We start from the raw sequence: 23,889 nt of genomic DNA on the forward strand, positions 1-23,889 counted from the left end.
TTTGGATAATAGCATGGACATAACGCGATGAAAAAAAACTTTTTTAAAGGACCTTGGCCTTGGGTTTTTCTGTTATTTATTGTTGTAATTATTCGTCTTTTTTATGTACATTGTTTACCTGATAAAAGAGTTGTACGCCAAGCTCAAAGACAATATTGGAGTGAAATACCGGTAAGTACAACTCGTGGCTCTATTGTCGATACACAAGGGAACCCCTTAGCATTGTCAGTGCCTGCTTACAGTTTCTTTATCGATCCTGCCTTCTGGGCCCCTTCTAACGCACAGGCACTAAAAAAACATCTTCCAACTAGCGTAATAAAAAAAATATCTTCACCTCTATCTGGACGCTTTCATTGGGTAGCAAGAAAGGTAAACCAGCAAGAAGCAGATGCTATGAGTGCTTTGAATTTGCCTGGCCTTTACAGAATTCAAGAAAAGAAGCGTATTTATCCACAAAATGTTCTTCTATCTCACGTTTTAGGCTTTTGCGATATTGATGATAAAGGCCTTAGTGGAACAGAATTTGTTTGGGATCAGTTTTTATACTCACCTCCAGGAATTCGATTTTTTATTAAAGATGCTTCTGGTCAGGCAATAGATGTGACAACAACACTATCGGACCTTGACAAAATAGAGCATAAGGGAAAGGTTTGCCTGACAGTCGACATGCGAATTCAATATGTAGTTGAACGTCGTTTGGAAGAGACAGTGAATATGCATAAAGCACGATGGGGAGCTGCTCTTTGTATGAATCCTCAAACAGGTGAAATATTAGCAATGGCAAGCGTCCCTAGCTTTAACCCTAACAACAGAAAGGACCTTCTTGATACCAAAAAACTTTTTAACAGTGTTATAGGTAGGGTCTATGAGCCTGGCTCGACTCTTAAGCCTGTTATAGTGGCGATTGCTCTTGAAAAGGGAGTAACTTATCCTTCTGAAATATTTAAAACTCCTCACAGAATCAAAGTAGCAGACGGTTCAATTTCTGAAGCAGGATATCATAATTGGGGAAAACTTTCTTTAGGGGATATCGTGGTAAAATCTTCAAATGTCGGAATGGCGCAGCTAGGGTTACGCATTCCTCCTTTTAATATGTATAACAGTCTTAGAGAGTGGGGATTTGGTCAACCTATAGGTGTAGAACTTAATGGCGTTGAATCTGGCCTTTTACCATCGCCGGAACAATGGAGGGGAGTTGTGCCTGCTAATATAGCGATAGGGCAGGGAATAGGTATGACTCCTTTGCATCTTTTAACTGCGACAAGTGCTATCGTAAATGGTGGAGACCTTTTGCGCCCATACATTGTTGCAGAAGTAACAGATAGCAAGGGGCGAGTTATATATAAGGGGCAAAAAGAGGTTATTCGGACGGTAGTTAGCCCTTCCATTGCAGCATGGGTAAGAAAAGTAATGAGGGATGTTGTTATTAATGGAACAGGCAAAAGGGCAGATACACAGGTGACGACATTGGCTGGAAAAACAGGTACAGCGCAGGTAGCGGAAAAAGGAGTTTATGCAAAAAATAAATGGGTGGCTTCCTTTATTGGATTCTGGCCCTATGAATCTCCTCAATACGCTATGCTCGTAGTTATAGGAGAGCCATCAAAAGGACGTTATTATGGTGGAGATGTAGCCGGCCCACTTTTTAAATCTATTGTTGAAGATATGGCTTTACTTAATCTATAGGAACTAGAATGAGTACGAAAGAGAGGCAGTATGTCCATGTCGAATTTGCAGCTTGTCCTTGAGACGTTAAAAGAAAAAAAACTTTTGAAAGAAACTCATAATGTGTCAGATTCATCAGTTGCTCTGCACGATGTATTTAATAAAGGGCAAGAATGTAAGGATGGCAGCCTTTTCTGTTGCATTAGAGGAGAAAAACATGATGGACACCAATATGCCGCAGATGCAGTACAAAGAGGTGCAGTTGCTTTACTTTGTGAATATCCCTTACCTTTATCAGTTCCTCAGATTATCGTGGAAGATGCTCGCTGGGCAATGGGATATGCAGCGGCAGCTGTCTATGGATTCCCCTCCAGGAAAATTTCTCTTTATGGCATAACAGGAACCAATGGCAAAAGTACATCCTCATATATGGTCCGTAGTATTTTAGAAACGGCGGGAGAAAAGTGCTGCGGGCTTATAGGAACAATTCTATATTCAGATGGTAAAAGAGATATTGAAGCAGACAGAACAACGCCAGAAAGTTGTGAAATACAACGTCTTCTTTCACGTATGGTAAAAAATGGATGTACAAGTGTTGTTATGGAGGCTTCTTCTCATGGGGCTATTCAGGGACGTTTGAACGGATGTCTTTTTAAGAGCTTGCTTTTTACCAATTTAACCCCAGAACATCTTGATTATCATAAAGATATGGAGCATTATTTCGCTGCAAAGAAAAAAATTTTTGATGAATATGTCATAGACGATTGGTGTGCAGCTATAAATATAGACGATAAATACGGAGAGACTTTGTTTTCAGCATTCCAAGAACGGTGTCTTTCTTTTGGTCTTAATGAAAATAAATGTCATGATATTACTCTCAACTCTTTTGAAATGTCTCTTTCTGGAATACATATGAATGTAACTTTTCCTAACGATGAACATATAGCTTTGGGCTTGCCCCTTACGGGGCGCTTCAACATATATAATGCTTTAGGTGCTATTACTATGTGCTATAAAATGGGATTTGCTCCTGATGTTATACAAAAGGGATTGGAAACAATGCCCCAAGTTCCAGGGCGATTGGAAAAGTACTTTTTTAGCAATAAAGTTTGTGGAGTTGTCGATTATGCCCATACGCCAGATGCTTTGGAAAACGTACTCTCTACATTAAGAGAGGTATGTCAGGGAAAGATCATTTCTGTCTTTGGACATGGAGGAGAAAGATACAGTGCCAATAGGCCTCTCTTAGGACAGGTTGCAGCACGTTTTGCAGATGTTATTATTGTAACGATGGATAATCCTCGAAGTGAAGACCCGTCACAAATAGCTGAAGAAATAGAAGCGGGAATTACGAATGTACCCACAAATCCACCTCATTATCGAATTCTTGACCGTAATGAGGCTGTGCGTACAGCTCTTTCCATGGCTAAAGCGGGAGATGTTGTCGTAATTACTGGGAAAGGACCTGAACGTTTTATACTTATGCATGATCAAAAAATAGAATATAGCGATTCAAAAGCTATTCAGCAATGGGCTTTAGATGTGGGATTGAGGTGGAATTAGATTGAAATGGTTGCTATGGAAAGTTTCTGATTTGGCAGAGTCTATAGGCGTTTCATGGTGGGGGGACGACTTAAATTTGCCTGATCTTTTTTGTGTTGATAGCAGAGAGGTTTGTCCTGGTTCTGCCTTTGTAGCTATTCGAGGAAATAATCAAGATGGTCATGATTATATACAAGATGCCTTTAAACGAGGGGCAGTTCTTGTTATAGCAGAAAAGGATCGTTTCTCAAAAAATAATCTCAAAGAAGGGCAAGCCCTTATTGAGGTGGAAAATACAACAACAGATTTGGCTCGAATGGCACAGGCGTATCTTTCAGCCTGTTCGCCTGATGAAGTTGTAGCGATAACTGGAAGTGTCGGCAAAACGACAACAAGGGAGCTTCTTAAAAAATGTTTTGAGGGGGCTCCTTTAGTTTATGGAGCAGAAAAGAGTTTTAATACTCTTATAGGATGTTCTCTCACAATTTTAGGCATGCCTGCGGGCACGTCTGTCCTTATCCTCGAAATGGGGACAAACAAACCTGGCGAAATAGAAGAAATGGTACGTTATTTTCCTCCTACAAGGGCTATTATTACTGAGGCTACATCCGCACATCTTGAAGGACTCGGTTCAATAGATGGGGTTATATCTGCGAAAATGGAGATTGCGAAAACGCCAGCTTTGAAAACTCTTATTTACAATGCTGATAACGATAAGCTCGCACATGCTGTTTCTCTTTTTTCAGGGAAGTATCGAAAAATTGGAGTAGGACTTCAAAGGGGTGAAGTTAGAGTTTTAGAAACAACTTTTGACCTCGTTGAGAATTTGCCTCGCTTAAAAACAACGATATCCACTATAGATGGTCATGTAAGTGATATATATAGCGGCTTATGGGGATCGCATAATTCCTTACTCATTGCTTTTGCTTTCGCTGTCTATCTTGAAATGGGATACCCTCGGGAAGAGGCTATAAAAAATTTGGAGACGATGAGTTCTCTTCCTGGACGAGGATGCGTATTTGCAACTCATAGGGGTGCTCTTATTATTGATGATGCTTATAATGCGAATCCATTATCAATGAAGGCTTCTCTTTCTACTTTTGCTTCTCTCGCAGTTGTGGGACGAAAGATAGCTGTGCTTGGAAGCATGAAAGAACTAGGGCTTGACGAAGATCAATTGCACGAAGAAGTGCTGCGAGAGACGTCTTTTCTTGATGCTCTCTTTCTTATCGGAGAGGAATGGCGTTGGGGATGGGAAAAATTACCAGAAATTTTGAGGAATAAGATCGTACTTCTATCTGCTATTCAGCCCTTTGCCAAGGAACTGGCTCAAATGATTGGGAAAGGTGACGCTGTTTTGCTCAAAGGGTCTCATATCCACAACCTTGAAAAAATTGTATTGATTCTTATGGAGGAAACAGAGTCGTGATGTCGCTATTTCTCTTTGTCATTATTTTGATAAGTAGTGTTATTTTGGAAAAGGATTGGATTCAACGGTCTAGACGTTGGCATATGACACAGGTTCAAAAAGAGTATGGACCTCAACTTCATGTCGAAACGAAAGGAAAAACACCTTCAATGGGTGGCGTTATGTTTCCTGTTGCTTCTTTAATAGCTATAGTTCTTATGACTTTTATGGGCTGGGGTACATTGGGAAATCTTTTAAAACTCTGGGTATTGCCTTGGGGTGCAGCTTTAATTGGTTTTGCTGATGACTGGCTTAAATTTAAAAGTCGATCAAGTGAAGGCCTTTCGAGCCTTTCTAAACTTGCAGCACAAATATTACTTGTTATCCCATGGTCTGCGTTGATTGTTTTAAAGCATGGTATCTTTCTTTGGCCTGGAATGGAGCTCTCTTGGTGGCTTGCTGTTCCATTATTAGCTTTTATAACTATAGGAATGCTTAATGCCGTAAATGTAACAGATGGTCTTGATGGCTTGGCTATCGGAGCAACTATTATCTCCATTATCGCCTTTTTGGTATGGATTTCAGGCGATAATTTGGTGCGTGGGTGTGCTTTAGCAACTCTTGCCATGTGTGTTGCTTTTCTTTGGTATAATGCCAACCCGGCATCTGTTTTTATGGGGGATGTAGGATCACATTTTCTTGCGGGTATTCTTGTAAGTCTTTGTGTATTTAGTAATTTTCTTATAGCCATTGTCCCCTTGGGATTTTTATTTGGTATAGAAATTCTTTCTGTATCCATACAACTTATTGCTATCCATAAGTTTAAGAGAAAAGTTTTCAGAATGAGCCCTTTACATCATCATTTCGAACTTTTGGGATGGAGCGAGAATCAGATTGTTACGCGCTTTTGGCTAATACATAGTATAGGTGCAGTTATATTGATTAGTTTAAACTCTTTGTTATAGATAGAAATTTTCATTGATTAGGTGAAAGAAGGCACAACGATGACAGAGAATATTCAGCCTGTTGAGGGAAAAAATATAACAATTCTTGGTGCTGGAGTGAGCGGAAAGGGACTAGCTCAATTGGCTAAAACTCTTGGCGCGAATGTTTTTGTTACAGAAAAAAAGGATTCACTTCCATTTGGAAGCGAAGAAGAGTTTAAAAGACAGGGAATTCAATGGGAAGTCGGTAAAAATAGTCCCCGAGCCTTGGAAGCAGATTGTATTGTTGTAAGTTCTGGTGTTTCACCAGAAGTTCCGATATTGAAGGAGGCTCGGCAACGTAATATTCCTATCATCGGCGAAATAGATTTTGTGGCGCCACATATTAGAGGGAAAATAATAGGTGTAACGGGAAGTAATGGCAAAAGCACGGTAACAATGCTTTCGGGACATCTCTTGAATAAATATGGTTATAAAACGGCTGTGGCTGGAAATATTGGGAACCCTCTTTCTTTGTATACGAATCAAGATTGGGACTTTGTTGTTGTTGAATTGAGCAGTTTCCAGCTGTATTGGGCTCACCTTTTAAAAAGCCACGTTGCTATTGTTACTAATCTTGCGCCGGATCATATTGATTGGCATGGTTCCTACGAGAAATATATTGAGGCGAAATCAAATCTACTTCATTTACAGAATGCAGGGTGTTGGGCTGTTGTACAGAATAGAGATATTAAGGCTCTTAATGTTCAAAATAGATTGAGTGTTGCTTCTTTATATTGGTATAAAGAAACACCTGTCTTCGAAACAAACGCTTTTATCAGAATGGAAGAAAAGGGTGCCTGGCTTTCTTATGAAAAAGAACAATTACTTTTCGAATATAAAGATGTGCCTCTTATAGGACGACACAATTTAGAAAATGTTGCAATGACAGTTTCTGCTCTTTCTCTTGGCGGGGTAGTTTGTGAGAAAATTCCTGACCAGCTTGTTGATTTTGTCCCTTTGCCTCATAGATGCACTTTTGTTGCAGAGATAAATAGCGTTAGATATATTGATGATTCGAAAGGGACAAATGTTGCAGCAAGCTCAACTGCGCTAGCCTCAATACATGGATCTAAAGTTGTTATTCTTGGAGGACAAGGTAAAGGAGAGGATTATGCACCTCTCGCAGAAGTAGTTAAAAAAGAAGCACGAGTTGCCATAGTGCTTGGAGCAGAAAAAAGAGCGATTGTTTCTGCTTTGGAGAACATTGGTTTTACACAGTGTGTTGAGGTGGAATCAATGGAAGATGCAGTTAAAAGGGCAATGGAGCTAGCTCGTCCCGGAGAGACTGTACTTCTTTCTCCGGCTTGCACAAGTTGGGATATGTACCCGAGTTATAAGAAACGGGGTGAACATTTCCAGCACCTTGTCAAAGCGTATGGAGGATTGTTGTGATCGAAAAAATACCACGCGTAGATCCTCTTTTATGGATCATTCCCCTTGTCCTTAATTGTTTAGGGCTGGTGATGATCGTTTCTCTCACTTCTCAGGAGTCTATGGAAGTGTGGGGATCTCCGTTTATTATTGGTTTTAAGCAAGTCCAATGGAGCTTTCTTGGGCTATGTGCCATGTTTACCATGTATTTATTACCGATAAGTGTTTGGAAAAGGATGAGCGCCCCTCTTTGGATTTTAGCTTTTTTTCTTTGCTTTTTAACGCTCATTCCAGGGCTAGGGATTGAGGCAGGTGGGGCGAAGCGATGGGTAAGTGTGGGACCTGTTCAGTTTCAGCCCATAGAACTGTTGTCGTTCGCTACAGTTATTCATTTGTCCAAATGTCTATCACGCTCGGAAGAGACGGCTTCTCGGAAATTTTGGTTTATAACTATGGCTATGATTGCTTTTTCTGCTCTTCCGTTGGTTATGCAGCCTGATATAGGCGGCATGCTTCTATTATCAATTATTTGCATGGGAGTGCATGTAGAAAGTCAGGGATGGGGATATCCTCTTATTGTCGGAACAGGGGGGCTGGCACTTCTTTTCCCCGTCATTATAAAAGAAAGTTATCGTTTCCGTAGATATGTTGCATTTTTAGATCCATGGAAAGAACCTTTAGATAGTGGATTTCAGGTTATACAGGGGCTTGTAGCTTTCGCTAATGGAGGGCTTATTGGTGTAGGTGTTGGGAAAGGACTACAAAAAATGAACTATCTTCCTGCTGCTCATACGGACTATATTTTTGCGGCAATAGGGGAAGAATTTGGCTTTATAGGAACGTTTCTAGTTGTTTTTCTTTTTGCGTTCTGGACGTGGAGATGTTATAGAGTCTATAGAAATACTTCTGACTTTTTTATGAGAACGCTTTTATGGGGGCTTGTAATTTCTGTCTTGTTGCCCTTTTTTATTAATGTCGGCGGTGTAACGAAGTTGATGCCATTAACCGGTATGCCGTTGCCATTTGTGAGCTATGGGGGAAGTTCCTTGCTCATGATGTGGGTGCGAGCAGGCCTTATTGTTCGCATAACGAAAGAGATAGTAGGTGTACAGTCATGAAAAAAGCAGTTTTTGTGGCAGGAGGAACAGGCGGACATATTTTCCCAGCTGTTTCATTAGGTAATTGGATGAAAGAAAATATCGATAACCCTGTCGATATTACGTATATATGTGGATCAAGACTTTTGGAAAGAGAAATATATAAAGGTTGCGGGATAACTCCTGAAATTTTGCCGGTTGAAGGTTCTCCTCTTGGAATATTAAAGATGAGAAAAATCATTCATCGCACGTTAAGCCTTTTTTCGGCCTTTTTTAAGATGTTGCGTTTTTTGAGAAAAGATCGGCCGGATGTGTGTGTTCTTTTTGGAGGATATGTTTCTTTTCCTCCGATGTTAGCATGTTTGCTTTGCAAAGTTCCTGTAATAATTCATGAACAAAATTCTATAGCTGGTAAAGTGACACGAATAGCGAAAAAGCTTGGAATTCCAATCCTTGCGGGATGGACAGAGTGCTATCCTCTGGGAAAAAGTAAATTTAATCACGTAGGAATTCCAATTCGAAGATTTAAAATAGTTGACCGTGAGGAAGCTTGGAGTAAACTAGATACAGGGGTAGCTTTTCCGAAAGGCCCTATCGTTGGTGTATTAAGTGGATCTCTTACAAGTACCCCTCTCTTTCAAACAATATGTGAATTAGCAAAAGAGTCTGATCTTAACGATGTAACTTTTCTTGTCGTAGGCGGTAAGGGACGTTGCTTTGGAACAGATACCATTGTGGCAGTTGAAAGACAGTGGGATATGTCTATAATCTATTCGGTTGTAGATACTGTCATAGCGAGAGCAGGGGCATCTACCCTTGCGGAATTAATGGTTCTCGGTGTTCCTTCTCTTATCGTTCCGTGGCGTGGCGCTTCTGATGGCCACCAAGAGAGGAATGCAGCCTTATTTGAACAAATGACTGGAAATATTGTGTGGGATGAACATGCGTCCAAGCATGAACTTAAACAACATCTCATAGACTGTATAACAAAAGCTCACGATTGCATGAGGCTTAACGGGAGACGACCAGATAGTTATGAGAGTAACAGCAGTAAAAGGATCTGGGACGTTTTAATCTCGTTGACGCGAAGGGAGAGTCTGTAATTGGACTTAATGATAACAAATCTGAAAGGTATTAATCGAATTCATCTCATGGGGATAGGCGGAGCTGGTATGAGCGGACTCGCCCTCTTGCTGAAAGATCTTGGGTACGATGTAAGCGGGTGTGATATGAATTGGACATCCTATGTTGATAAAGTTATTCGAGATAATATCGGTTTTATGCTCCGTCATGGGAAAGAACATTTAGACGAGTTTTCTCCCGATCTTGTTATCTATAGCAGCGCAATTCCAGAAGATAATGAGGAGCTTGTTGAGGCACGAAATAGAGGAATTCATACAGCTAAGAGAGGCGAAGTTCTGAGTTGGATTTTTGATGCTCAGTATGGAATAGGAATAGCGGGGACCCACGGAAAAACAACTACTTCTTCCATGATTGCTCTTATATTAGAACAGTCAGGGTTAAGCCCGACGTTGGCTATTGGAGGAGAGCTTTGTGACATTGGGGTAAATGCGAAACTGGGAGAAGGCCCTTATATGGTAGCAGAGCTTGATGAAAGTGATGGATCTTTTGAAGGTTTCCACCCTAATATAGCGGTTTTAACAAATGCCGATTGGGATCATGTCAATCACTATCCTACCTTTGAGAGTGTAATAGAGGCCTTTGGCAGATTTTTAGTCAATCCTAAAGATGATGGTGTTGTTGTCCTCTGTGGAGAGGATGTTGGGTTATCGCGAATTTTGGACCAAAACCATCTTAAAAATGACGTAATAACATATGGATGGGGTAACGCCTGGGATTGGGGTGCATATAACGTAGAACATGTTCCAGGTGGTGGCGTTTCTTTTTCTGTTACCAAGAATGGTAAATTTGTCGATGAGGTAGAGTTATCTGTATCGGGAGATCACAATATTATGAATGCCTTGGCTGCTTGTGTTGTTGCAGATCGTCTTGAAGTTCCATTCCCGATGATAAAAAAGACATTAAAAACGTTTAGAGGTGCTAAACGTCGTTTGCAATATATAGGTTCTGCTAATGGACTTGATGTTTACGATGATTATGGGCATCATCCTCGTGAAGTAGCTGCAACTATCAATGCCTTGTCGCAGATGTTTCCAGATAGACGACTTAATATCGTTTTTCAACCCCACCGCTTTACTCGAACAGCTGCAATGTATAAGCAATTTGCAGATGTCCTTTCTCAAACAGACAGACTCTTTTTACTTCCTGTCTATCCTGCAGATGAGGAACCTCTTGAAGGCGTAGATTCTAATCTTATTTATACGGAATTACAACTTAGAGAATATAAAAACTGTGTTCTCTGTTCGGATATGTATGATGCTGTGGCCTTATTGAAAGAATCAACACATGAAGGAGATGTTGTCGTAACTGTTGGAGCTGGAGATGTTCCAGCAGTAGGAGAAATGTTGCTAGAGGAACTTGAGAAGCGAGTGGTTTAAAAATGAATCAAAGGGGCGTTACGTTTTTAGAAAAGGAAGTAGCAGGACAGGTCAAAAGTAGCTTTCCCCTTTCATCCTTAACGACATTGGGAGTGGGGGGAATAGCGGAAGTTTGCGTCTGGCCTTCTTGTGTACGCGATCTTATAACGCTTTCATCCTTAAAAGAAGAGAGCCCTGTTCGTATTATAGGAGGGGGCAGCAATCTTATTATCCATGATGGAATAATAGGAGGAGTAGTTGTTTGTACAAAGTATCTTTCGTCTTTCTCAGTGATAAGAGAAACAGATAAAGCGTTAATAACAGTAGAAGCAGGGGTTCCTCTTGCGCAACTTGTTAACTTTGGATTGAAATATGGCTTTGCGGGTTTAGAGTTTGCCGTGGGTATACCAGGTACATTAGGAGGGGCTTTGATTGGCAATGCCGGTGCACAGGGAGAGGCAATCTCAGATCTTTTGCAGTGGGTTGAGGTTGTTGATGAGCACCATCAGATCAGACGCTTAGATAAAAATGATATTTCTTGGGGATATCGTTATTCTCAGTTTAAGGAGCTCCATCACACTATAGCTTCTTGTTGCCTTATTATGGAAGCTGTTCCCCTGACTATTATCAGGGCTAGAACAGACGAATTTTTAAAAATGCGAAGTGCCCAACCGCATGGCTATAAAAGTGCAGGGTGTATTTTTAAGAACCCAGAAGGAACAAGTGCCGGAAAACTTTTGGATCAATGTGGGTGCAAAGGGCTAAAGGTTGGTGGAGCAGTGGTCTCTGAGGCCCATGCTAACTTCATACTTAATACAGGGGACGCTACGGCAACAGACGTATTGGCCTTGATTGAAAAGTGCCGTAAAATAGTTTTTGAGGAAACGGGTTATCTTTTAGAGCTCGAAGTTCAGCTTTTTTCGAGCTTGGAGTAGTGGGCAAGGGTGTTACGAGTGAAGCGGCTGCTTTTACTCCTATCTCTTATAATGGGAATAGTTTATTGCATAGAAACTAATTTCTTGCTGCTCTCAGCGAAACATATCAAGTTGGAGCTTCCTGATCCTTATTCAGAACAGGTTTTTTGGAGCCATTTTAATTCTGATAATTTGCGTTTTTTCCCTGTTGTCTTTTTTTCGAGGGATGAGGTTATAGAAAAGATAGAACGAGAGATTCCTGTATATTTTAATATTAATATACATTCATTGAAAGAGATATACGTTTCAGCACGTCCACTTAATGTTTGGATTGTGCTTGTTCGGAAGGGAACCCATTGGTATTTATCAGAAGATGGTCGTATATGGGATGGTAAAAGTGTAGCGAGCAACTTCATTTATGGCGATCTTGTCCAAGCAGGTGTTCCTGTATGGCATTTAAATGAAAACTTTCCAATTCCTATTGATGGCATAGAAGAAAAGGGACGCTCTGTTTTTCGAAGTGCTCTTCCTCTCGATTCTTTGAAACAGTGGGTTGATGAAATAGAAAAAAATAGCTGGGGCGCGCCTATTAATAAAGTTAAGTTTGGTAGAAAAGCGGGTAGCTACAGCTTTGTAATTGAAGTAAAATGGAAGAAACGTTTAGTAAGCATTCTTCTTGATGAAGATACACAGCGGTGGCCTATCATTTCTAGAGCGTTGCCTAAAGTAATGAAAGATTTACCAGAAGGAAATGAGATGGTAGAGATAGATACAACCTATGGAGATAAGATAGTAGTTCGAACATTATAAAAGCTGATTGATTGTACGAAGGGAGCGGGAATAAAATGTACACAGAGCCAGAAATAATAGTGGGGCTGGATCTAGGTACGAGTAAGATATCTGTTGTTGTCGCGGAAAGGGATTCCCGTTTCCAGGATGCCCAGATTATAGGTGTTGGTTATGCTCCTTCTTTGGGTATTCGCAAGGGACTTATTGTAAATCTGGAACAAGCGGTGCAGGCCGTTCGTATGGCCGTTCAGGATGCTGAAAAAATGGTTGGTTTCGAAATAGATGAAGCTACTGTAGCTTTCAGTGGTATAGACGCAACAAGTGTTACATCACGAGGAATGGTTTCTTTAGGTCGTGTTCCTCGACAAGTTGGCGTCCAAGACATAGAACGGGTTATTGAAGCTGCACAAAGTGAGCTCGCAGTTCCTTCCAATAGAGTGACACTCCATACGATTCCAGTAAAATATTCCCTTGACGGAAACAGCGGCATTGATGATCCTCTTGGTATGACGGGAATACGCTTAGAGATAGAGTTACAGTCTGTAATCGTTCCCACATCAGTATTACAGAATATAATTAATTGTGTCGAAAGTGCGGGAATTACTGTCAATGGTCTCGTTATTAAATCATTAGCAAGCGCTCTTGGTTCGCTTACTGATGAAGAGACACGAACTGGGGCTGTTTCTCTTTGTATCGGTGGAGGAACGACGGGAGTTGCGCTCTTTGCCGATGGGCGTCCTGTCCGGTTGGCGGTTATACCTATAGGTGGAGATCATATTACGAATGATTTAGCCTATGTTTTAAAGATACCTATTAGTAAAGCAGAAATGATAAAACAGCAGATTTCTCTTCTTTCTGACGAAAATGAAGACGCTATAGAAGTGGAAACGCGAGGAAGGACAAAAGTTCTCAATGTTCCCGATGCAATAGATGTTATTTCGTGTCGTTTAGAGGAACTTTTTACAGAACACGTTTCAAAAAGTTTGGCAGATCAGAGTGTTCATATGTTCCCGGCAGGTATTGTCCTTTCTGGCGGTGTTGCTAAAACAGGAGGAATTGAGATTTTTACGACAGAGGTGCTCAATCTTCCAGTTCGTATCGCTGAACCTCTTGATAGTTTTCAGATGCCTCCTGGACGTAATGATTGCGAGTACACAACTTCATCAGGAATCATTAGGTATATTATAAATAAAGAGCGTAATCCTTATAGGTATATCGAAGCGCCAATTGAGGTTCTTCGATCGGGAGGTGTATCCGCTTACGTGGCGGCTCAAAGAGGAGGACACCAGAGAAACACAAAAAGCGCGAACGGAGAAGGCTTTCGCCATTTCCTCGAGATGGTGAAGAAATCGATGAAAGAACTTTTCTGACTTATAGCGGGGTGGATACGGAATGGAGCATGTATTTCAGATAGACAATGCGACACGGCCTAATAGAGAAAACATTAAAGTTATCGGAGTTGGCGGTGGCGGTGGAAATGCATTAAATCATATTATACGAAGTGGAATAGATGGGGTCGAATTTATCGCTGCAAATACGGATATGGCTGCATTGGGCCTTTCTGAGACTAAAACTAGAGTTATTTTAGGTAGAGAACTTACTCGTGGATTAGGTGCAGGTGCAGATCCAGATGTAGGTTCAGGTGCTGCGAAAGAATCTATTGAAGAAATTCGTCAACTTGTAACAGGTGCCGATATGGTCTTCCTTACAGCTGGAATGGGTGGTGGAACAGGTACGGGAGCTACCCCTGTTATAGCGGAAGTAGCTAAAGAAACAGGAGCTCTTGTTGTTGCTGTTGTGACCAATCCATTTTCCTTTGAAGGACGAAAACGAAAAAGTCATGCAGAACAGGGTGTAAGTTTCTTAAAAGAAAAAGTAGATGCATTGCTGGTTGTTGAAAACGATAGACTTCTTGAAATAGCTGACAAAAAGACAGGGTTGACCGAGGCCTTTAAACTGGCTGATGAAGTTTTGCGTCAGGCAGTACAAGGTGTAACAGACCTTATCTTAAAACCCAGTCTTATAAACGTGGACTTCGCAGACGTAAGGACAGTTATGAAAAATGCGGGCTCTGCTATTATGGGGATAGGAGAAGGACACGGAGATAGTAGAGCAGAAATGGCAGCAAAAGCAGCTATTAATAGCCCTCTTATGTCGACTCCTATGGATGGAGCCAAAGGTATTCTCTTTAATATAACTGGCGGAAGCGATATTGGAATTCATGAAATTCAGCAAGCTGCAGAAGTTATAAAAGGAAAAGCTGACGAAGATGCCACCGTAATTTGGGGGCATACAATTGATGATACGATGGAAGATCGTCTGAGAATAACGGTTATCGCTACAGGTTTTTCTTCGGGAAAAGGACAAAAAAGCGTACCTAAATCTGTCAAAAGCGTGACCGCTAACAAAACAGTTTCTCGGTCAACAAATGTTGTTTTAGAAGAAGCAGAGGTAGTTTCTGCTCCCGAGGAAGATCTTTTTACAATGAGCGGTGTCCCTAAGAATACATACGATATCCCTTCTATCATTAGGAGGTCTCAACGGTCGTCAAAATAGCCCTCGTCAAAAGGGATATGTGAGTTCATTAGAATTGCGGAACTATACAAAACGGGCGGGGGTCTCTTTCTGATGGCTCTTGCTCGTTTTCTTATTGAGATTTAAATATTAGGAGGTTTTTTCATGTCAGCACGAGAGAATCGCAGACAGAGAGATAAAAAGCCTATGTTGCCCTTTGGAGATTTAATGCTTCCTATAATTGGTCTCATAGCAGTTGGGCTTTTAATTGTAGGGGTAAAATTTTTCTTTTTATCTGAGCCGGCACGGGAACCGCATAAGCCAGTTGTTGTTCAAGAAAGTCCGGCGCCTTCGCAGGAGAGCGTGCCAGTTGCAGCTGCGCCTGTCGCTTCTTCTCCAGCACCTGCTGTGCCAGAGCAGGTAGCAGCTCCCGTTACGGCTCAGCCTAATTCTGAAGGAACGGCAAAGACAACTACAGCAGCTACAAGTATAGTGGCTACTACAACGGAGCAGACAGAAAAGGTTGCACCACCAACAGGTAATAGCAACTGGGGCGTTCAGATTGGTTCTTTCAAAAGTTCAGATGCGGCAAATCGTTTGAAAACAAAAGTATCTAAAGAAGGGTATAATGCTTTTGTATCCAAAGCTGTTGTAAAGAATAGTACGTATTATAGAGTTACGGTATCGGCAGGTAATCAGCGGAATGAAGCCGATAAGTGTGCAGCTCAATTAAAACAAGCAGGGTACCCTATCTTGGTCGTGCGTTTGCAATAATTTAATGAAGTAATTAAAGGAGTGACGATATGTCAGGTTTTGTAACAGATCTATCGAATCGCTTCGAGAGTATTAGTAGAGTTTCAGAGGTCCTACGTTTTCCGTGGGACCTTTCTTTTAGCTACAAAGACGTTCAAACCTCTTTGGGAAATATCGTAGCCAAAGATATTTTTTCCACTGTTGTCTCTCCTCCGTATACGCGAAGTTTAAGAGATGGTTACGCTGTACAAAGCGAAGATATTTCAGGCGCTTCTTCTTCCTCTCCCGTTTATTTAAAGCTTGTGGGAGAAATTCCTATGGGGCAACTTCCGTTTCGGCCCCTTCATGCTGGCGAGGCAATGATTATTCACACAGGTGGAATTCTTCCTGAGGGAGCTGATAGCGTTGTTATGCTTGAATATACGGCAGAGAGCGGACCATGGGTAGAAGTACGCAAGGCAGCACAGCAAGGAGAACATGTGATTTTTAAGGGAGAAGAACTACGGACGGGAGAAAAGGTTTTGTCTCGTGGAGACCTCGTATCCTTTAAAAATTTGGGTATATTGGCGACTATGGGGCAAATATCAGTACCTTGTCTTGAACTTAGAATAGGCATTTTAAGTACAGGTGACGAAATTGTAGATATTTCTTCACCCAATCTCCCTCCAGGGTGCATTAGAGATGTTAACAGTTGGGCATTATGGGGGTTACTCTCCGTTCAGGGTTTTCATGTTTCGCGATTAGGAATAATAAAAGATAAAAAAGGCGACCTTGAAAAGGCTATCCATGAAGCCCTAAATTCATTTGATGTCCTTCTTGTTAGCGGAGGTTCTTCTGTAAGTGTCAGAGATTATTGTTCGGAAATATTAGAAACACTCCCTGACCCAGGACTAATTGTGCGTGGCGTGCGGATGAGCCCTGGCAAACCAGTCTTGATAGCTGGGTCGCTTCAAGAGAGGAAACTGGTTATGGGGCTTCCTGGCCATCCCCTTTCTTGTATGGTTGCAGCAAAGGTCTTACTTCTTCCCCTTCTGAATCGACTTATAGGTACTCAGATACAGCAAAGCTCATTTCTTTTAGAAACGACAACCGATATTATAGGTTCTACCGGCATCGAAAAGTTTTATCCGGCTATTCTTACTAATTCTTCAGTAGCTCCTTTATCTGCAAAATCTGGCTATGTTGGAATCTTAAAGGAATCCAGCGGACTTATACGATTAGATGAAAGTGTAGAAACAGTACGGCGAGGAGAGAAGGTGGAATTTATACCATGGTAAAGGATTGGAAAGAGCACATCCCCATGGAAGAAGCATGGTCGATTCTAAAAGAAACTTTTTCTCGAATAAAGAGAAAGCGAGACTTATCTGTCGATGTTTGTACGAATTACATATTAGCCGAAGATATTTGTTCAAGAAGAAACGTTCCTCATTTCAGTGCTTCTGCTGTGGATGGTTATGCCCTGGCCACGAAAAAAACCGCTACCGCGAGTATAGCTACGCCCGTTCATCTCGCACAGAGTGAGTACGAATGGGTTAATACGGGTGCGGAAGTTCCTCTTCAATATGATGGAGTTCTCATGATTGAAGATTCGTCATTAGAAGATAAAAATCTAGTAGTCTACAAAACGCTCTCAACTGGAGATAACATACGTCCCGTTGGAGAAGATGTGGCTTCTGGACAGATTATTGCTCGAGAGGGAGATTATATCTCTCCGCCGTTAGCAGCGCTTTTTCTTGCTGCCGGGTATTCGTCTGTTCCCGTATGGGATGTGCCTAAAACTCTTTTTATTCCTACTGGAGATGAGATTGTCTCTGGTGTAGATTGGCTCAGAAAGGGTGCTGTCTCAGGTAGAGTTGTCGAAAGCAATTCAACAATGCTGAAAGGGTATTTTTATCGTTGGGGGTTTCCTCTTGATATTGTGGAACCTCTACCTGACGATCCGAAAATTATTCGTGACACTGTTCTTCAAAACGTTGAAAAGTACGATCTCATTCTTATTGGTGCAGGATCGGCAAAAGGAAAGAAAGATTACACGTCTCAAATTTTATCTGAAGAAGGAAAGATGCTTTTCCATTGGTTACTAATGAAACCTGGCAGACCGGCAATGGCTGCAAATGTGAAGGGGACACCTATTATTGATTTGCCAGGATTTCCCATGTCAACTGCAGTGGTTGCTTGGTCTCTTGTTTATCCTCTTCTTAAGCTCTTATCAGAGGGCGATTTTGATGAAAACATAGTGCTTAAAGAAGCCCTAAACGCAAAAGAAGAGATAATGGAACTCCTTGCGCCATGCTCATCTGTTCCAGGTCGTAACGAATGGCTTCGGGTCAAGGCTGTATCTTTGCATGGAAAGAAAAAATTTTTTCCTCTTTCTTCTGGATCGAGTACAATGTGGGCTATGTCTGAAGCTGATGGTTTTGTTTTATTATCTCGGTCTGTGGCAGAGTGTCCAATTGGAACTGAACTAGTAGTTTGGTTAACTCGCAAAATAGATTGGAATCGTCGTCTTCTCTTTCAAGGATCTAACGACCCAGCTTTCGAACGCTTGGGTTCATATATTCGAAGACGAGGGGGAGAACTTGTATATCGTTCTGTTGGTAGTCTCGGAGGGCTCTCCGCTTTATCGAGAGGGGAATGTCATATTGCTGCATGTCACCTTCTTGATCCTGAAAATGGAACATATAATGATTCATATATAGAAAAACTCTCTCAGGGGAAAACGTGGATACGACGTTTGCTCTTTTTCCGACAACAGGGGTTACTTGTGAAGAAGGGGAATCCACTTGAAATTTTTGATATCAAAGATATTGCAGAAAAACAGGCACGTTTTATTAATCGTCAGCCAGGTGCAGGAACTCGCGTCCTTCTCGATGCCCTCTTGAGGGAGAATGGAATGAAAACGAAGGAAATTAATGGATATACTATTCAAGCAACGACTCATTTTGATGCTGCAAATCGTATTGCAGCTGGAGTTGCTGATGTGGCTTTGGGGATAAAAGCTGCTGCTGATGCTTTGAACCTTGATTTTATCCCCATAACAGAAGAACCGTATGAATTAGTCTATCCTGCGGAATATGAAAATCACCCTTGTCTCTTGGCTCTCCTCGATGCTCTACATGATTCCCAATGGAAACTGCAGGTAGAAGAGCTGGGAGGCTATCGATGGAACTCTTAAAAGATCCCTTTGGAAGGATCTTACATTATATTCGAATTTCTGTGACGGATCGTTGCAATTTCAGGTGTCAATATTGCATGCCTAAAGATGGAGTATCATGGATAGACCATGGGCGTATTCTTCGATACGAAGACTTACTCTTCTTATGCCATGTTTTGAAAGATATGGGAGCTCAAAAAATCAGATTTACTGGGGGGGAGCCTCTAGTTAGAAAAGATTTTACCCTTTTCCTTAAAAAAGTAAGAGAGATGTTCCCATCAATGACACTCTCTTTGACAACCAATGGATCATTATTAGCTCCTTTAGCAGAAGATTTACTTTCTTTAAATCTGGAGAGTATCAATATTAGTCTTGATACGTTAAATCCCGAACGATTCAAGATGATAACATGTACTGGAAGTCTTAGCGAGGTAATACAAGGAATACAATCTGTAGCTGGACGTTCTAAAACTAAAGTTAAACTCAATACTGTTTTAATGCGAGGGATAAATGATCATGAGATTACAGAGCTTCTGGCTTTTGCATTAAAAGAAAACCTTTTACTTCGCCTTATAGAGTTTATGCCTCTTGATGGTGGGGTATGGAGCAAGGAACGTTTTATATCAGCAGATGATATTATACAATCTCTTCCGGAATCTGAACTTTGGAGAGAGGAAGCGTCAGAAGAAGCTATTAACGCAGGGCCTGCCCGATATTTAATCAATGAAGCTACCGGACAACGTTTAGGTATTATTGCTGCCGTGTCTCATCATTTTTGTGCTTCTTGTAACCGTCTTCGCATTACATCGGAAGGAGAAGTTTTGCCGTGCCTTTTTAGTGGCAAAGGAGTTGAAATACGGGATGCATTGCGTTCCAGAGATGAAGAGAATACACGACAAGGTATTATTAAAGCCATTCGGCAAAAACCTCGTCGTTGGCTTGATATAGAATCTGGAAAAGAGCATATGTTTAGGATTGGAGGGTAATGGACAATGAAGACTTTTTCTCATCTTGATGAATTTGGTCATCCTCGCATGGTTGACGTGGGAGGTAAAAAAGTCACATTGAGGGAAGCACGTGCAGAGGGAGTCGTTCTTTTACCTTCTACGATACGAGATGCTCTTATTGCTGGAACGACAGAAAAGGGAGACGTACTGAAAATAGCAGAAATTGCTGGTATTATGGCTGTTAAGAAAACGTCAGATCTTATTCCTCTTTGCCATAATATAAGTCTTAACAAGGTGGATGTTCATTGCGAACTGATCGCTGAAGAAAGTCAAGTAAAGATAACATCCGTTGTTGCTGCAAAAGAAGTAACGGGAGTAGAGATGGAAGCATTGACGGGAGTGATGGTGGCAGCTCTAACTGTTTACGATATGTGTAAGGGTATTGATAAAGGCATGATAATACATAATATTCGATTGCTTCGAAAAAGTGGAGGCAAAAGTGGCGATTATCACTCGCCAGAGGGGGAACATGAATGAAACTTCTTGGAATTCTTAACAAAGATGATCATAGAGAGTACGGGATATGCTATGTCAATATGCGTGCTGACGGCTCATCTTCAATAAATGGAAATATGTCAGATATTCTCATAACAAAGCCTGGATTGCTTCCTGAGATTCAAGGAGCGGCCTTTGTCCTGAGGGCTTCTCTTGACCAGGATTTGGAAGTGGGTAACATTCTTGCTTTCTCGGAAAGTGACGTTATTTTGCGTGTAGATGCAGAAGAGGCTCCTTCTCTATGGAAGCTTTCTGTTCAGCAGGGAGGCTTTATCTCTGTCTCTTCAGATATCCAAATGTGGAAACCACTTCATGTTGGAATTTTGACAGTAAGCGATAAGGCCAGTCAGGGGTTGCGAGAAGATACTGCCGGTCCGGCTTTGGCAAAGGCTGTCTCTCGTATTGGGGGGATTGTTGAGAAACAATATATACTCCCTGACGAGCAGAGTGAAATTGAAAAATTGTTGTGTAAATGGGTGGACGAAGCAGATTTGCATGTCATTCTTGTCACTGGCGGAACAGGTCTTTCTAGTCGAGATGTTACTCCAGAAGCTCTGGAATCTATTGCTGATAAGATAATTCCAGGGATAGGTGAATTTATGAGAAGTCGCACTGTCTATTACACTCCTCGTTCTATCCTTTCTCGGGGACTGGCTGTTACGAGAAAGAAAAGCTTGATCATAGCTGTACCAGGAAGCCAAACGGGGGCAGAAGAGTGTTTCGAAGCTGTGGCGCCTGTAATACGGCATGGGGTTGAAATTCTTCGGGATTGGGAGAAAGAATGTGGACATAAAAAATAATAGCGTTCAGCGCTGTCTTATTATTACGGGAATGTCTGGGGCTGGAAAATCTACGGCCTTAAATATTCTTGAAGATCAGGGTTTTTTTGCGATTGATAATATTCCTCCGGCATTGCTTCCTCAGCTTATGGGGTTGTTGTCGCAACATCGTGGAGCAGTGCAAGAAGGACTAGTTGCTGTCGTGGATATTCGTGGAGAACGTCTTTTGAACGATCTATTTTCTATTGTGGATGCTTTAAAGAGATCTATCTCCTTAGTTCAGGTGCTTTTTTTGGATTCATCGAATGAGAGCCTTGTTCGCCGTTTCGAAACGACACGTCGTCGTCACCCATTGGGGGATCATATCCCTATATTAGAAGGAATTCAACGTGAACGTATTTTGTTGGCCCCTGTCAGAGAGTATGCTGATGTAGTTCTTGACACATCTGGACTCTCTATCCGAGAGCTTAAAGAACGACTTATTTCTGAATTTATTCGGACTGAAGCATCATCTTCTGTCGTTTTTTCTTCTTTTGGATTTAAATACGGAATTCCCCAAGATAGTGATTTTGTATTGGACGTTCGCTTTTTAGTCAATCCACACTATGTCCCCCATCTGCGTCCGCTCAACGGTAAAGATTTAAATGTACAAAGCTATATTTTATCTTCAGATGAAACACAGCTTTTTTTAACTCGTTGTTACGAGTTTTTTGATTTTCTTATTCCCGTTTATTTGGCTTCGGGAAAATCACCGTTTCATATAGCCGTGGGCTGTACTGGAGGGCAACATCGTTCAGTGGCGACGGTCGAATGGCTCGCAAAGCATTTTAAGGAACAGAATGTACGATGCACAATTCGTCATAGAGATATAAATCGGAGTCAGGTGCGAGAGTAATGGATTGGCGCGTAGCATATTTTTTAGGATTACTTACTGCTTTTTTAACGATTTTTGTTCTTTCTTGGAAGGATAGATGGCCAGGGTTTCTACGCTCATCCCCTGTCAAAACTGATGTTATGGCGAGGGTAGTAGAGTATCGACTTTCTATGGGACCTCATATTGTTGCTTTAGGAGGAGGAACTGGTCTTTCTACTCTTCTTAAAGGATTAAAATCTTTTACTCGTAATATCACAGCAGTAGTTACTGTAACTGATGAAGGCGGGAGTTCTGGGCGCTTACGCCAAGAATGGGGAGTTCTCCCTCCTGGTGATGTTCGAAACTGTATTGTCGCTTTAGCTGAAAACGATAATGCCCTTCGGAATATACTTGATTTCCGCTTTGATCGGGGCGATCTTTCCGGTCATAGTCTTGGAAACCTTATCTTGCTTGCTGTAACTGAAATATCGGGAGATTTTCGTCTTGCTGTCGAGGAAATGAACCATCTTCTTGCTATCAGAGGCAGAGTTTTACCTGTAACCACAGAAGCGGTCTCTCTTGTTGCAGAGATAGAAGATGGTCAACTTCTTCGAGGAGAATTAGAAATATCATCGTGCAGATGTGGTCAAAAGGTTAAACGAATATGGCTTGAACCCTCCGATCCCCAGCCATTACCTGATGTAATTAGAGCTATTGATGAAGGGGATCTTATCGTTTTAGGGCCAGGTAGTCTTTTCACAAGTGTTTTACCGAATCTGTTGCTTCCCAAAATAGCACAGAAAATACAAGAATCGCCTTTGCCCAGAGTGTATGTTGCTAATTTAATGTCTCAGCCTGGAGAAACCGATGGTATGAACGTAGTGGAACATGTGGAATGGATCGAAAAGATACTTGGAATCGCTCCTAATTTTATCGTTGTTAACAATGGTTCCATTCCTGCACCTTTTTTAGAGGCATATTTGAAAGAAGGGGCTATCCCGTTATATTTGGATGATTCTCAAAGAGAGATACTGCTTGAAAAAAACTGCCAGATAATAGAAAGCAATTACGTAAAGGTCTACGAGGGATCGGTTGTACGTCATGATAGTCAGGCGCTCTCCGAGACGCTGATGCGAATATGTAGAGATATGAAAGAAGTGTAATAATGCTATGAAAACCTTGAGTGAAATAATGTGGGATGAATGGGTTTTCTCTCCATTGTCTAGTACTGATATAGATTCTGAGACGGCAGGAATCCTTTGGGGGCTTTTGACGGTGTATCCCGAAACTATGTCGCAGGGCAGGTTTGTTCTTTCTGGACGAAGACTTTGGGTCTTTAGGCGGCTTAGAAGAATTTGGGCGTCATCACGTTGGGGAAAAAGACTTGATTTATCATCGATGCTTAATGTCCCTGCTAATTTTCGTGGAAGCGTAACACTTCGGATTCCTCAGCCTATTATGAAAGAAGTTATCTTTTGGGGAGAAAATGCAAGGAAAAAGAGCGATTGGCAATGGATGAGAGGTGTTTGGGGCAATTGTGGCTCTTTGTATGTTCCTAAGACAGGTTATTACTTAGCTTTTCGTTTCAGGTTTTATAAAATAATGGAATTGGTTTTGTCCATATTGAAAAATAATCAATTCCCTGTAGGAAAACGTATTGTAGATGGTCAGTATGAGCTACTTTTACGCGATCAGGAAAAGATCGTAACACTTTTAAGTCACTATAAGTTGTTTGATACCTCTCTGAAATTGGAAGAAAAGGCTATCGTTCGGGCAATGCGCGATAAAGCAAATAGACTCGTGAATTGTGACGCATCAAATATTCGGAAGACATTGGAAGCTGCGGAATGGCAACTTGAAATAGCAAAGGTTTTCCAGAATGAAAGAATTTTAAATACGTTGCCTGAAACATTGAGAGAGCTTATTGAAGTTCGCATGCAATATCCTAGCGCAACATTGACTGAATTGGGTCAGATGTTATCTAAACCAGTCAGTAAAAGTACTGTTAAATATCGTTGGCAAAAATTGAAGACAATGGCTGAACAATTACCGCACGGTATATAA

21 protein-coding genes are annotated in these 23,889 nt (G+C 41.4%); all 21 read left to right on the top strand.

The genetic code is table 11. From position 1 onward, the window contains the following. The first annotated feature begins 27 nt into the window (after positions 1 to 27). The 21 genes from ACZ5GY_RS04040 (at position 28) to whiA (ending at position 23,889) form a co-directional block, all read left to right on the top strand. Complete coding sequence (locus ACZ5GY_RS04040) at positions 28 to 1,686, top strand: peptidoglycan D,D-transpeptidase FtsI family protein (protein WP_213695291.1); 1,659 nt, start codon at positions 28 to 30, stop codon at positions 1,684 to 1,686. 36 nt (positions 1,687 to 1,722) lie between these two features. Next, positions 1,723 to 3,228 carry a UDP-N-acetylmuramoyl-L-alanyl-D-glutamate--2,6-diaminopimelate ligase gene (locus ACZ5GY_RS04045; RefSeq protein WP_464112025.1) on the top strand — a complete coding sequence of 502 codons (1,506 nt, stop codon included), beginning with the start codon at positions 1,723 to 1,725 and terminating at the stop codon, positions 3,226 to 3,228. A gap of 1 nt (position 3,229) precedes the next feature. Next, positions 3,230 to 4,636 (top strand): UDP-N-acetylmuramoyl-tripeptide--D-alanyl-D-alanine ligase, encoded by a 1,407-nt coding sequence (locus ACZ5GY_RS04050; RefSeq protein WP_464112026.1) that lies wholly within the window; start codon positions 3,230 to 3,232, stop codon positions 4,634 to 4,636. Then, positions 4,636 to 5,580, top strand: coding sequence for a phospho-N-acetylmuramoyl-pentapeptide-transferase (mraY, locus tag ACZ5GY_RS04055; protein ID WP_464112105.1), 945 nt, complete (start codon positions 4,636 to 4,638; stop codon positions 5,578 to 5,580). Before ACZ5GY_RS04050 ends, mraY begins: the two co-directional genes overlap by 1 nt. A 39-nt stretch (positions 5,581 to 5,619) precedes the next feature. Next, complete coding sequence (gene murD / locus ACZ5GY_RS04060) at positions 5,620 to 6,993, top strand: UDP-N-acetylmuramoyl-L-alanine--D-glutamate ligase (RefSeq protein WP_213695294.1); 1,374 nt, start codon at positions 5,620 to 5,622, stop codon at positions 6,991 to 6,993. Next, positions 6,990 to 8,090 (top strand): FtsW/RodA/SpoVE family cell cycle protein, encoded by a 1,101-nt coding sequence (locus ACZ5GY_RS04065; RefSeq protein ID WP_213695295.1) that lies wholly within the window; start codon positions 6,990 to 6,992, stop codon positions 8,088 to 8,090. The genes murD and ACZ5GY_RS04065 overlap by 4 nt, the downstream gene beginning before the upstream one ends. Then, on the top strand, positions 8,087 to 9,172 hold the full coding sequence (locus ACZ5GY_RS04070; protein ID WP_213701510.1) for a UDP-N-acetylglucosamine--N-acetylmuramyl-(pentapeptide) pyrophosphoryl-undecaprenol N-acetylglucosamine transferase: 1,086 nt from the start codon (positions 8,087 to 8,089) through the stop codon (positions 9,170 to 9,172). Before ACZ5GY_RS04065 ends, ACZ5GY_RS04070 begins: the two co-directional genes overlap by 4 nt. A gap of 9 nt (positions 9,173 to 9,181) precedes the next feature. After that, complete coding sequence (gene murC, locus ACZ5GY_RS04075; protein WP_464112106.1) at positions 9,182 to 10,588, top strand: UDP-N-acetylmuramate--L-alanine ligase; 1,407 nt, start codon at positions 9,182 to 9,184, stop codon at positions 10,586 to 10,588. 2 nt (positions 10,589 to 10,590) lie between these two features. Beyond that, on the top strand, positions 10,591 to 11,502 hold the full coding sequence (murB, locus tag ACZ5GY_RS04080; RefSeq protein WP_213701511.1) for a UDP-N-acetylmuramate dehydrogenase: 912 nt from the start codon (positions 10,591 to 10,593) through the stop codon (positions 11,500 to 11,502). A 51-nt stretch (positions 11,503 to 11,553) separates the two neighbouring features. Further along, positions 11,554 to 12,291, top strand: coding sequence for a hypothetical protein (locus tag ACZ5GY_RS04085; protein ID WP_464112027.1), 738 nt, complete (start codon positions 11,554 to 11,556; stop codon positions 12,289 to 12,291). A gap of 35 nt (positions 12,292 to 12,326) precedes the next feature. Further along, positions 12,327 to 13,640: a cell division protein FtsA gene (gene ftsA / locus ACZ5GY_RS04090; RefSeq protein WP_213701513.1), complete on the top strand. Its 1,314-nt coding sequence runs from the start codon at positions 12,327 to 12,329 to the stop codon at positions 13,638 to 13,640. A gap of 22 nt (positions 13,641 to 13,662) precedes the next feature. Further along, positions 13,663 to 14,826: a cell division protein FtsZ gene (ftsZ, locus tag ACZ5GY_RS04095; RefSeq protein ID WP_213695300.1), complete on the top strand. Its 1,164-nt coding sequence runs from the start codon at positions 13,663 to 13,665 to the stop codon at positions 14,824 to 14,826. Positions 14,827 to 14,949: 123 nt separating this feature from the next. Beyond that, a complete protein-coding gene (locus ACZ5GY_RS04100) occupies positions 14,950 to 15,558 on the top strand; it encodes an SPOR domain-containing protein (protein WP_213701514.1) in 609 nt (202 codons plus the stop codon). 29 nt (positions 15,559 to 15,587) lie between these two features. After that, the gene (locus ACZ5GY_RS04105; RefSeq protein ID WP_213695302.1) at positions 15,588 to 16,814 is read left to right on the top strand and encodes a molybdopterin molybdotransferase MoeA; all 1,227 of its coding nucleotides are present in this window, start codon (positions 15,588 to 15,590) and stop codon (positions 16,812 to 16,814) included. Then, positions 16,808 to 18,712 carry a substrate-binding domain-containing protein gene (locus tag ACZ5GY_RS04110; protein WP_464112028.1) on the top strand — a complete coding sequence of 635 codons (1,905 nt, stop codon included), beginning with the start codon at positions 16,808 to 16,810 and terminating at the stop codon, positions 18,710 to 18,712. Before ACZ5GY_RS04105 ends, ACZ5GY_RS04110 begins: the two co-directional genes overlap by 7 nt. Beyond that, a complete protein-coding gene (gene moaA, locus ACZ5GY_RS04115; protein ID WP_464112029.1) occupies positions 18,700 to 19,677 on the top strand; it encodes a GTP 3',8-cyclase MoaA in 978 nt (325 codons plus the stop codon). Before ACZ5GY_RS04110 ends, moaA begins: the two co-directional genes overlap by 13 nt. Positions 19,678 to 19,683: 6 nt before the next feature. Beyond that, complete coding sequence (gene moaC, locus ACZ5GY_RS04120; RefSeq protein WP_213691484.1) at positions 19,684 to 20,175, top strand: cyclic pyranopterin monophosphate synthase MoaC; 492 nt, start codon at positions 19,684 to 19,686, stop codon at positions 20,173 to 20,175. Further along, complete coding sequence (locus ACZ5GY_RS04125) at positions 20,172 to 20,993, top strand: MogA/MoaB family molybdenum cofactor biosynthesis protein (protein WP_213695305.1); 822 nt, start codon at positions 20,172 to 20,174, stop codon at positions 20,991 to 20,993. Before moaC ends, ACZ5GY_RS04125 begins: the two co-directional genes overlap by 4 nt. Beyond that, positions 20,977 to 21,867: an RNase adapter RapZ gene (gene rapZ, locus ACZ5GY_RS04130; RefSeq protein WP_213691486.1), complete on the top strand. Its 891-nt coding sequence runs from the start codon at positions 20,977 to 20,979 to the stop codon at positions 21,865 to 21,867. Before ACZ5GY_RS04125 ends, rapZ begins: the two co-directional genes overlap by 17 nt. Further along, positions 21,867 to 22,988 carry a gluconeogenesis factor YvcK family protein gene (locus ACZ5GY_RS04135; RefSeq protein WP_213691487.1) on the top strand — a complete coding sequence of 374 codons (1,122 nt, stop codon included), beginning with the start codon at positions 21,867 to 21,869 and terminating at the stop codon, positions 22,986 to 22,988. Before rapZ ends, ACZ5GY_RS04135 begins: the two co-directional genes overlap by 1 nt. A 7-nt stretch (positions 22,989 to 22,995) precedes the next feature. Then, the gene (whiA, locus tag ACZ5GY_RS04140) at positions 22,996 to 23,889 is read left to right on the top strand and encodes a DNA-binding protein WhiA (protein WP_213691488.1); all 894 of its coding nucleotides are present in this window, start codon (positions 22,996 to 22,998) and stop codon (positions 23,887 to 23,889) included.

It is taken from the genome of Aminobacterium thunnarium (genome assembly GCF_055390565.1).

What these genes read in the sequence shown, in the direction of transcription:
- ACZ5GY_RS04040 (WP_213695291.1), top strand. Translation starts at nt 28, where the DNA reads ATGAAAAAAAACTTTTTTAAAGGACCTTGGCCTTGGGTTTTTCTGTTA.
- ACZ5GY_RS04045 (WP_464112025.1), top strand. Translation starts at nt 1,723, where the DNA reads ATGTCGAATTTGCAGCTTGTCCTTGAGACGTTAAAAGAAAAAAAACTT.
- mraY (WP_464112105.1), top strand. Translation starts at nt 4,636, where the DNA reads ATGTCGCTATTTCTCTTTGTCATTATTTTGATAAGTAGTGTTATTTTG.
- murD (WP_213695294.1), top strand. Translation starts at nt 5,620, where the DNA reads ATGACAGAGAATATTCAGCCTGTTGAGGGAAAAAATATAACAATTCTT.
- ACZ5GY_RS04070 (WP_213701510.1), top strand. Translation starts at nt 8,087, where the DNA reads ATGAAAAAAGCAGTTTTTGTGGCAGGAGGAACAGGCGGACATATTTTC.
- murC (WP_464112106.1), top strand. Translation starts at nt 9,182, where the DNA reads ATGATAACAAATCTGAAAGGTATTAATCGAATTCATCTCATGGGGATA.
- murB (WP_213701511.1), top strand. Translation starts at nt 10,591, where the DNA reads ATGAATCAAAGGGGCGTTACGTTTTTAGAAAAGGAAGTAGCAGGACAG.
- ACZ5GY_RS04085 (WP_464112027.1), top strand. Translation starts at nt 11,554, where the DNA reads ATGGGAATAGTTTATTGCATAGAAACTAATTTCTTGCTGCTCTCAGCG.
- ftsA (WP_213701513.1), top strand. Translation starts at nt 12,327, where the DNA reads ATGTACACAGAGCCAGAAATAATAGTGGGGCTGGATCTAGGTACGAGT.
- ftsZ (WP_213695300.1), top strand. Translation starts at nt 13,663, where the DNA reads ATGGAGCATGTATTTCAGATAGACAATGCGACACGGCCTAATAGAGAA.
- ACZ5GY_RS04100 (WP_213701514.1), top strand. Translation starts at nt 14,950, where the DNA reads ATGTCAGCACGAGAGAATCGCAGACAGAGAGATAAAAAGCCTATGTTG.
- ACZ5GY_RS04105 (WP_213695302.1), top strand. Translation starts at nt 15,588, where the DNA reads ATGTCAGGTTTTGTAACAGATCTATCGAATCGCTTCGAGAGTATTAGT.
- ACZ5GY_RS04110 (WP_464112028.1), top strand. Translation starts at nt 16,808, where the DNA reads ATGGTAAAGGATTGGAAAGAGCACATCCCCATGGAAGAAGCATGGTCG.
- moaA (WP_464112029.1), top strand. Translation starts at nt 18,700, where the DNA reads ATGGAACTCTTAAAAGATCCCTTTGGAAGGATCTTACATTATATTCGA.
- moaC (WP_213691484.1), top strand. Translation starts at nt 19,684, where the DNA reads ATGAAGACTTTTTCTCATCTTGATGAATTTGGTCATCCTCGCATGGTT.
- ACZ5GY_RS04125 (WP_213695305.1), top strand. Translation starts at nt 20,172, where the DNA reads ATGAAACTTCTTGGAATTCTTAACAAAGATGATCATAGAGAGTACGGG.
- ACZ5GY_RS04135 (WP_213691487.1), top strand. Translation starts at nt 21,867, where the DNA reads ATGGATTGGCGCGTAGCATATTTTTTAGGATTACTTACTGCTTTTTTA.
- whiA (WP_213691488.1), top strand. Translation starts at nt 22,996, where the DNA reads ATGAAAACCTTGAGTGAAATAATGTGGGATGAATGGGTTTTCTCTCCA.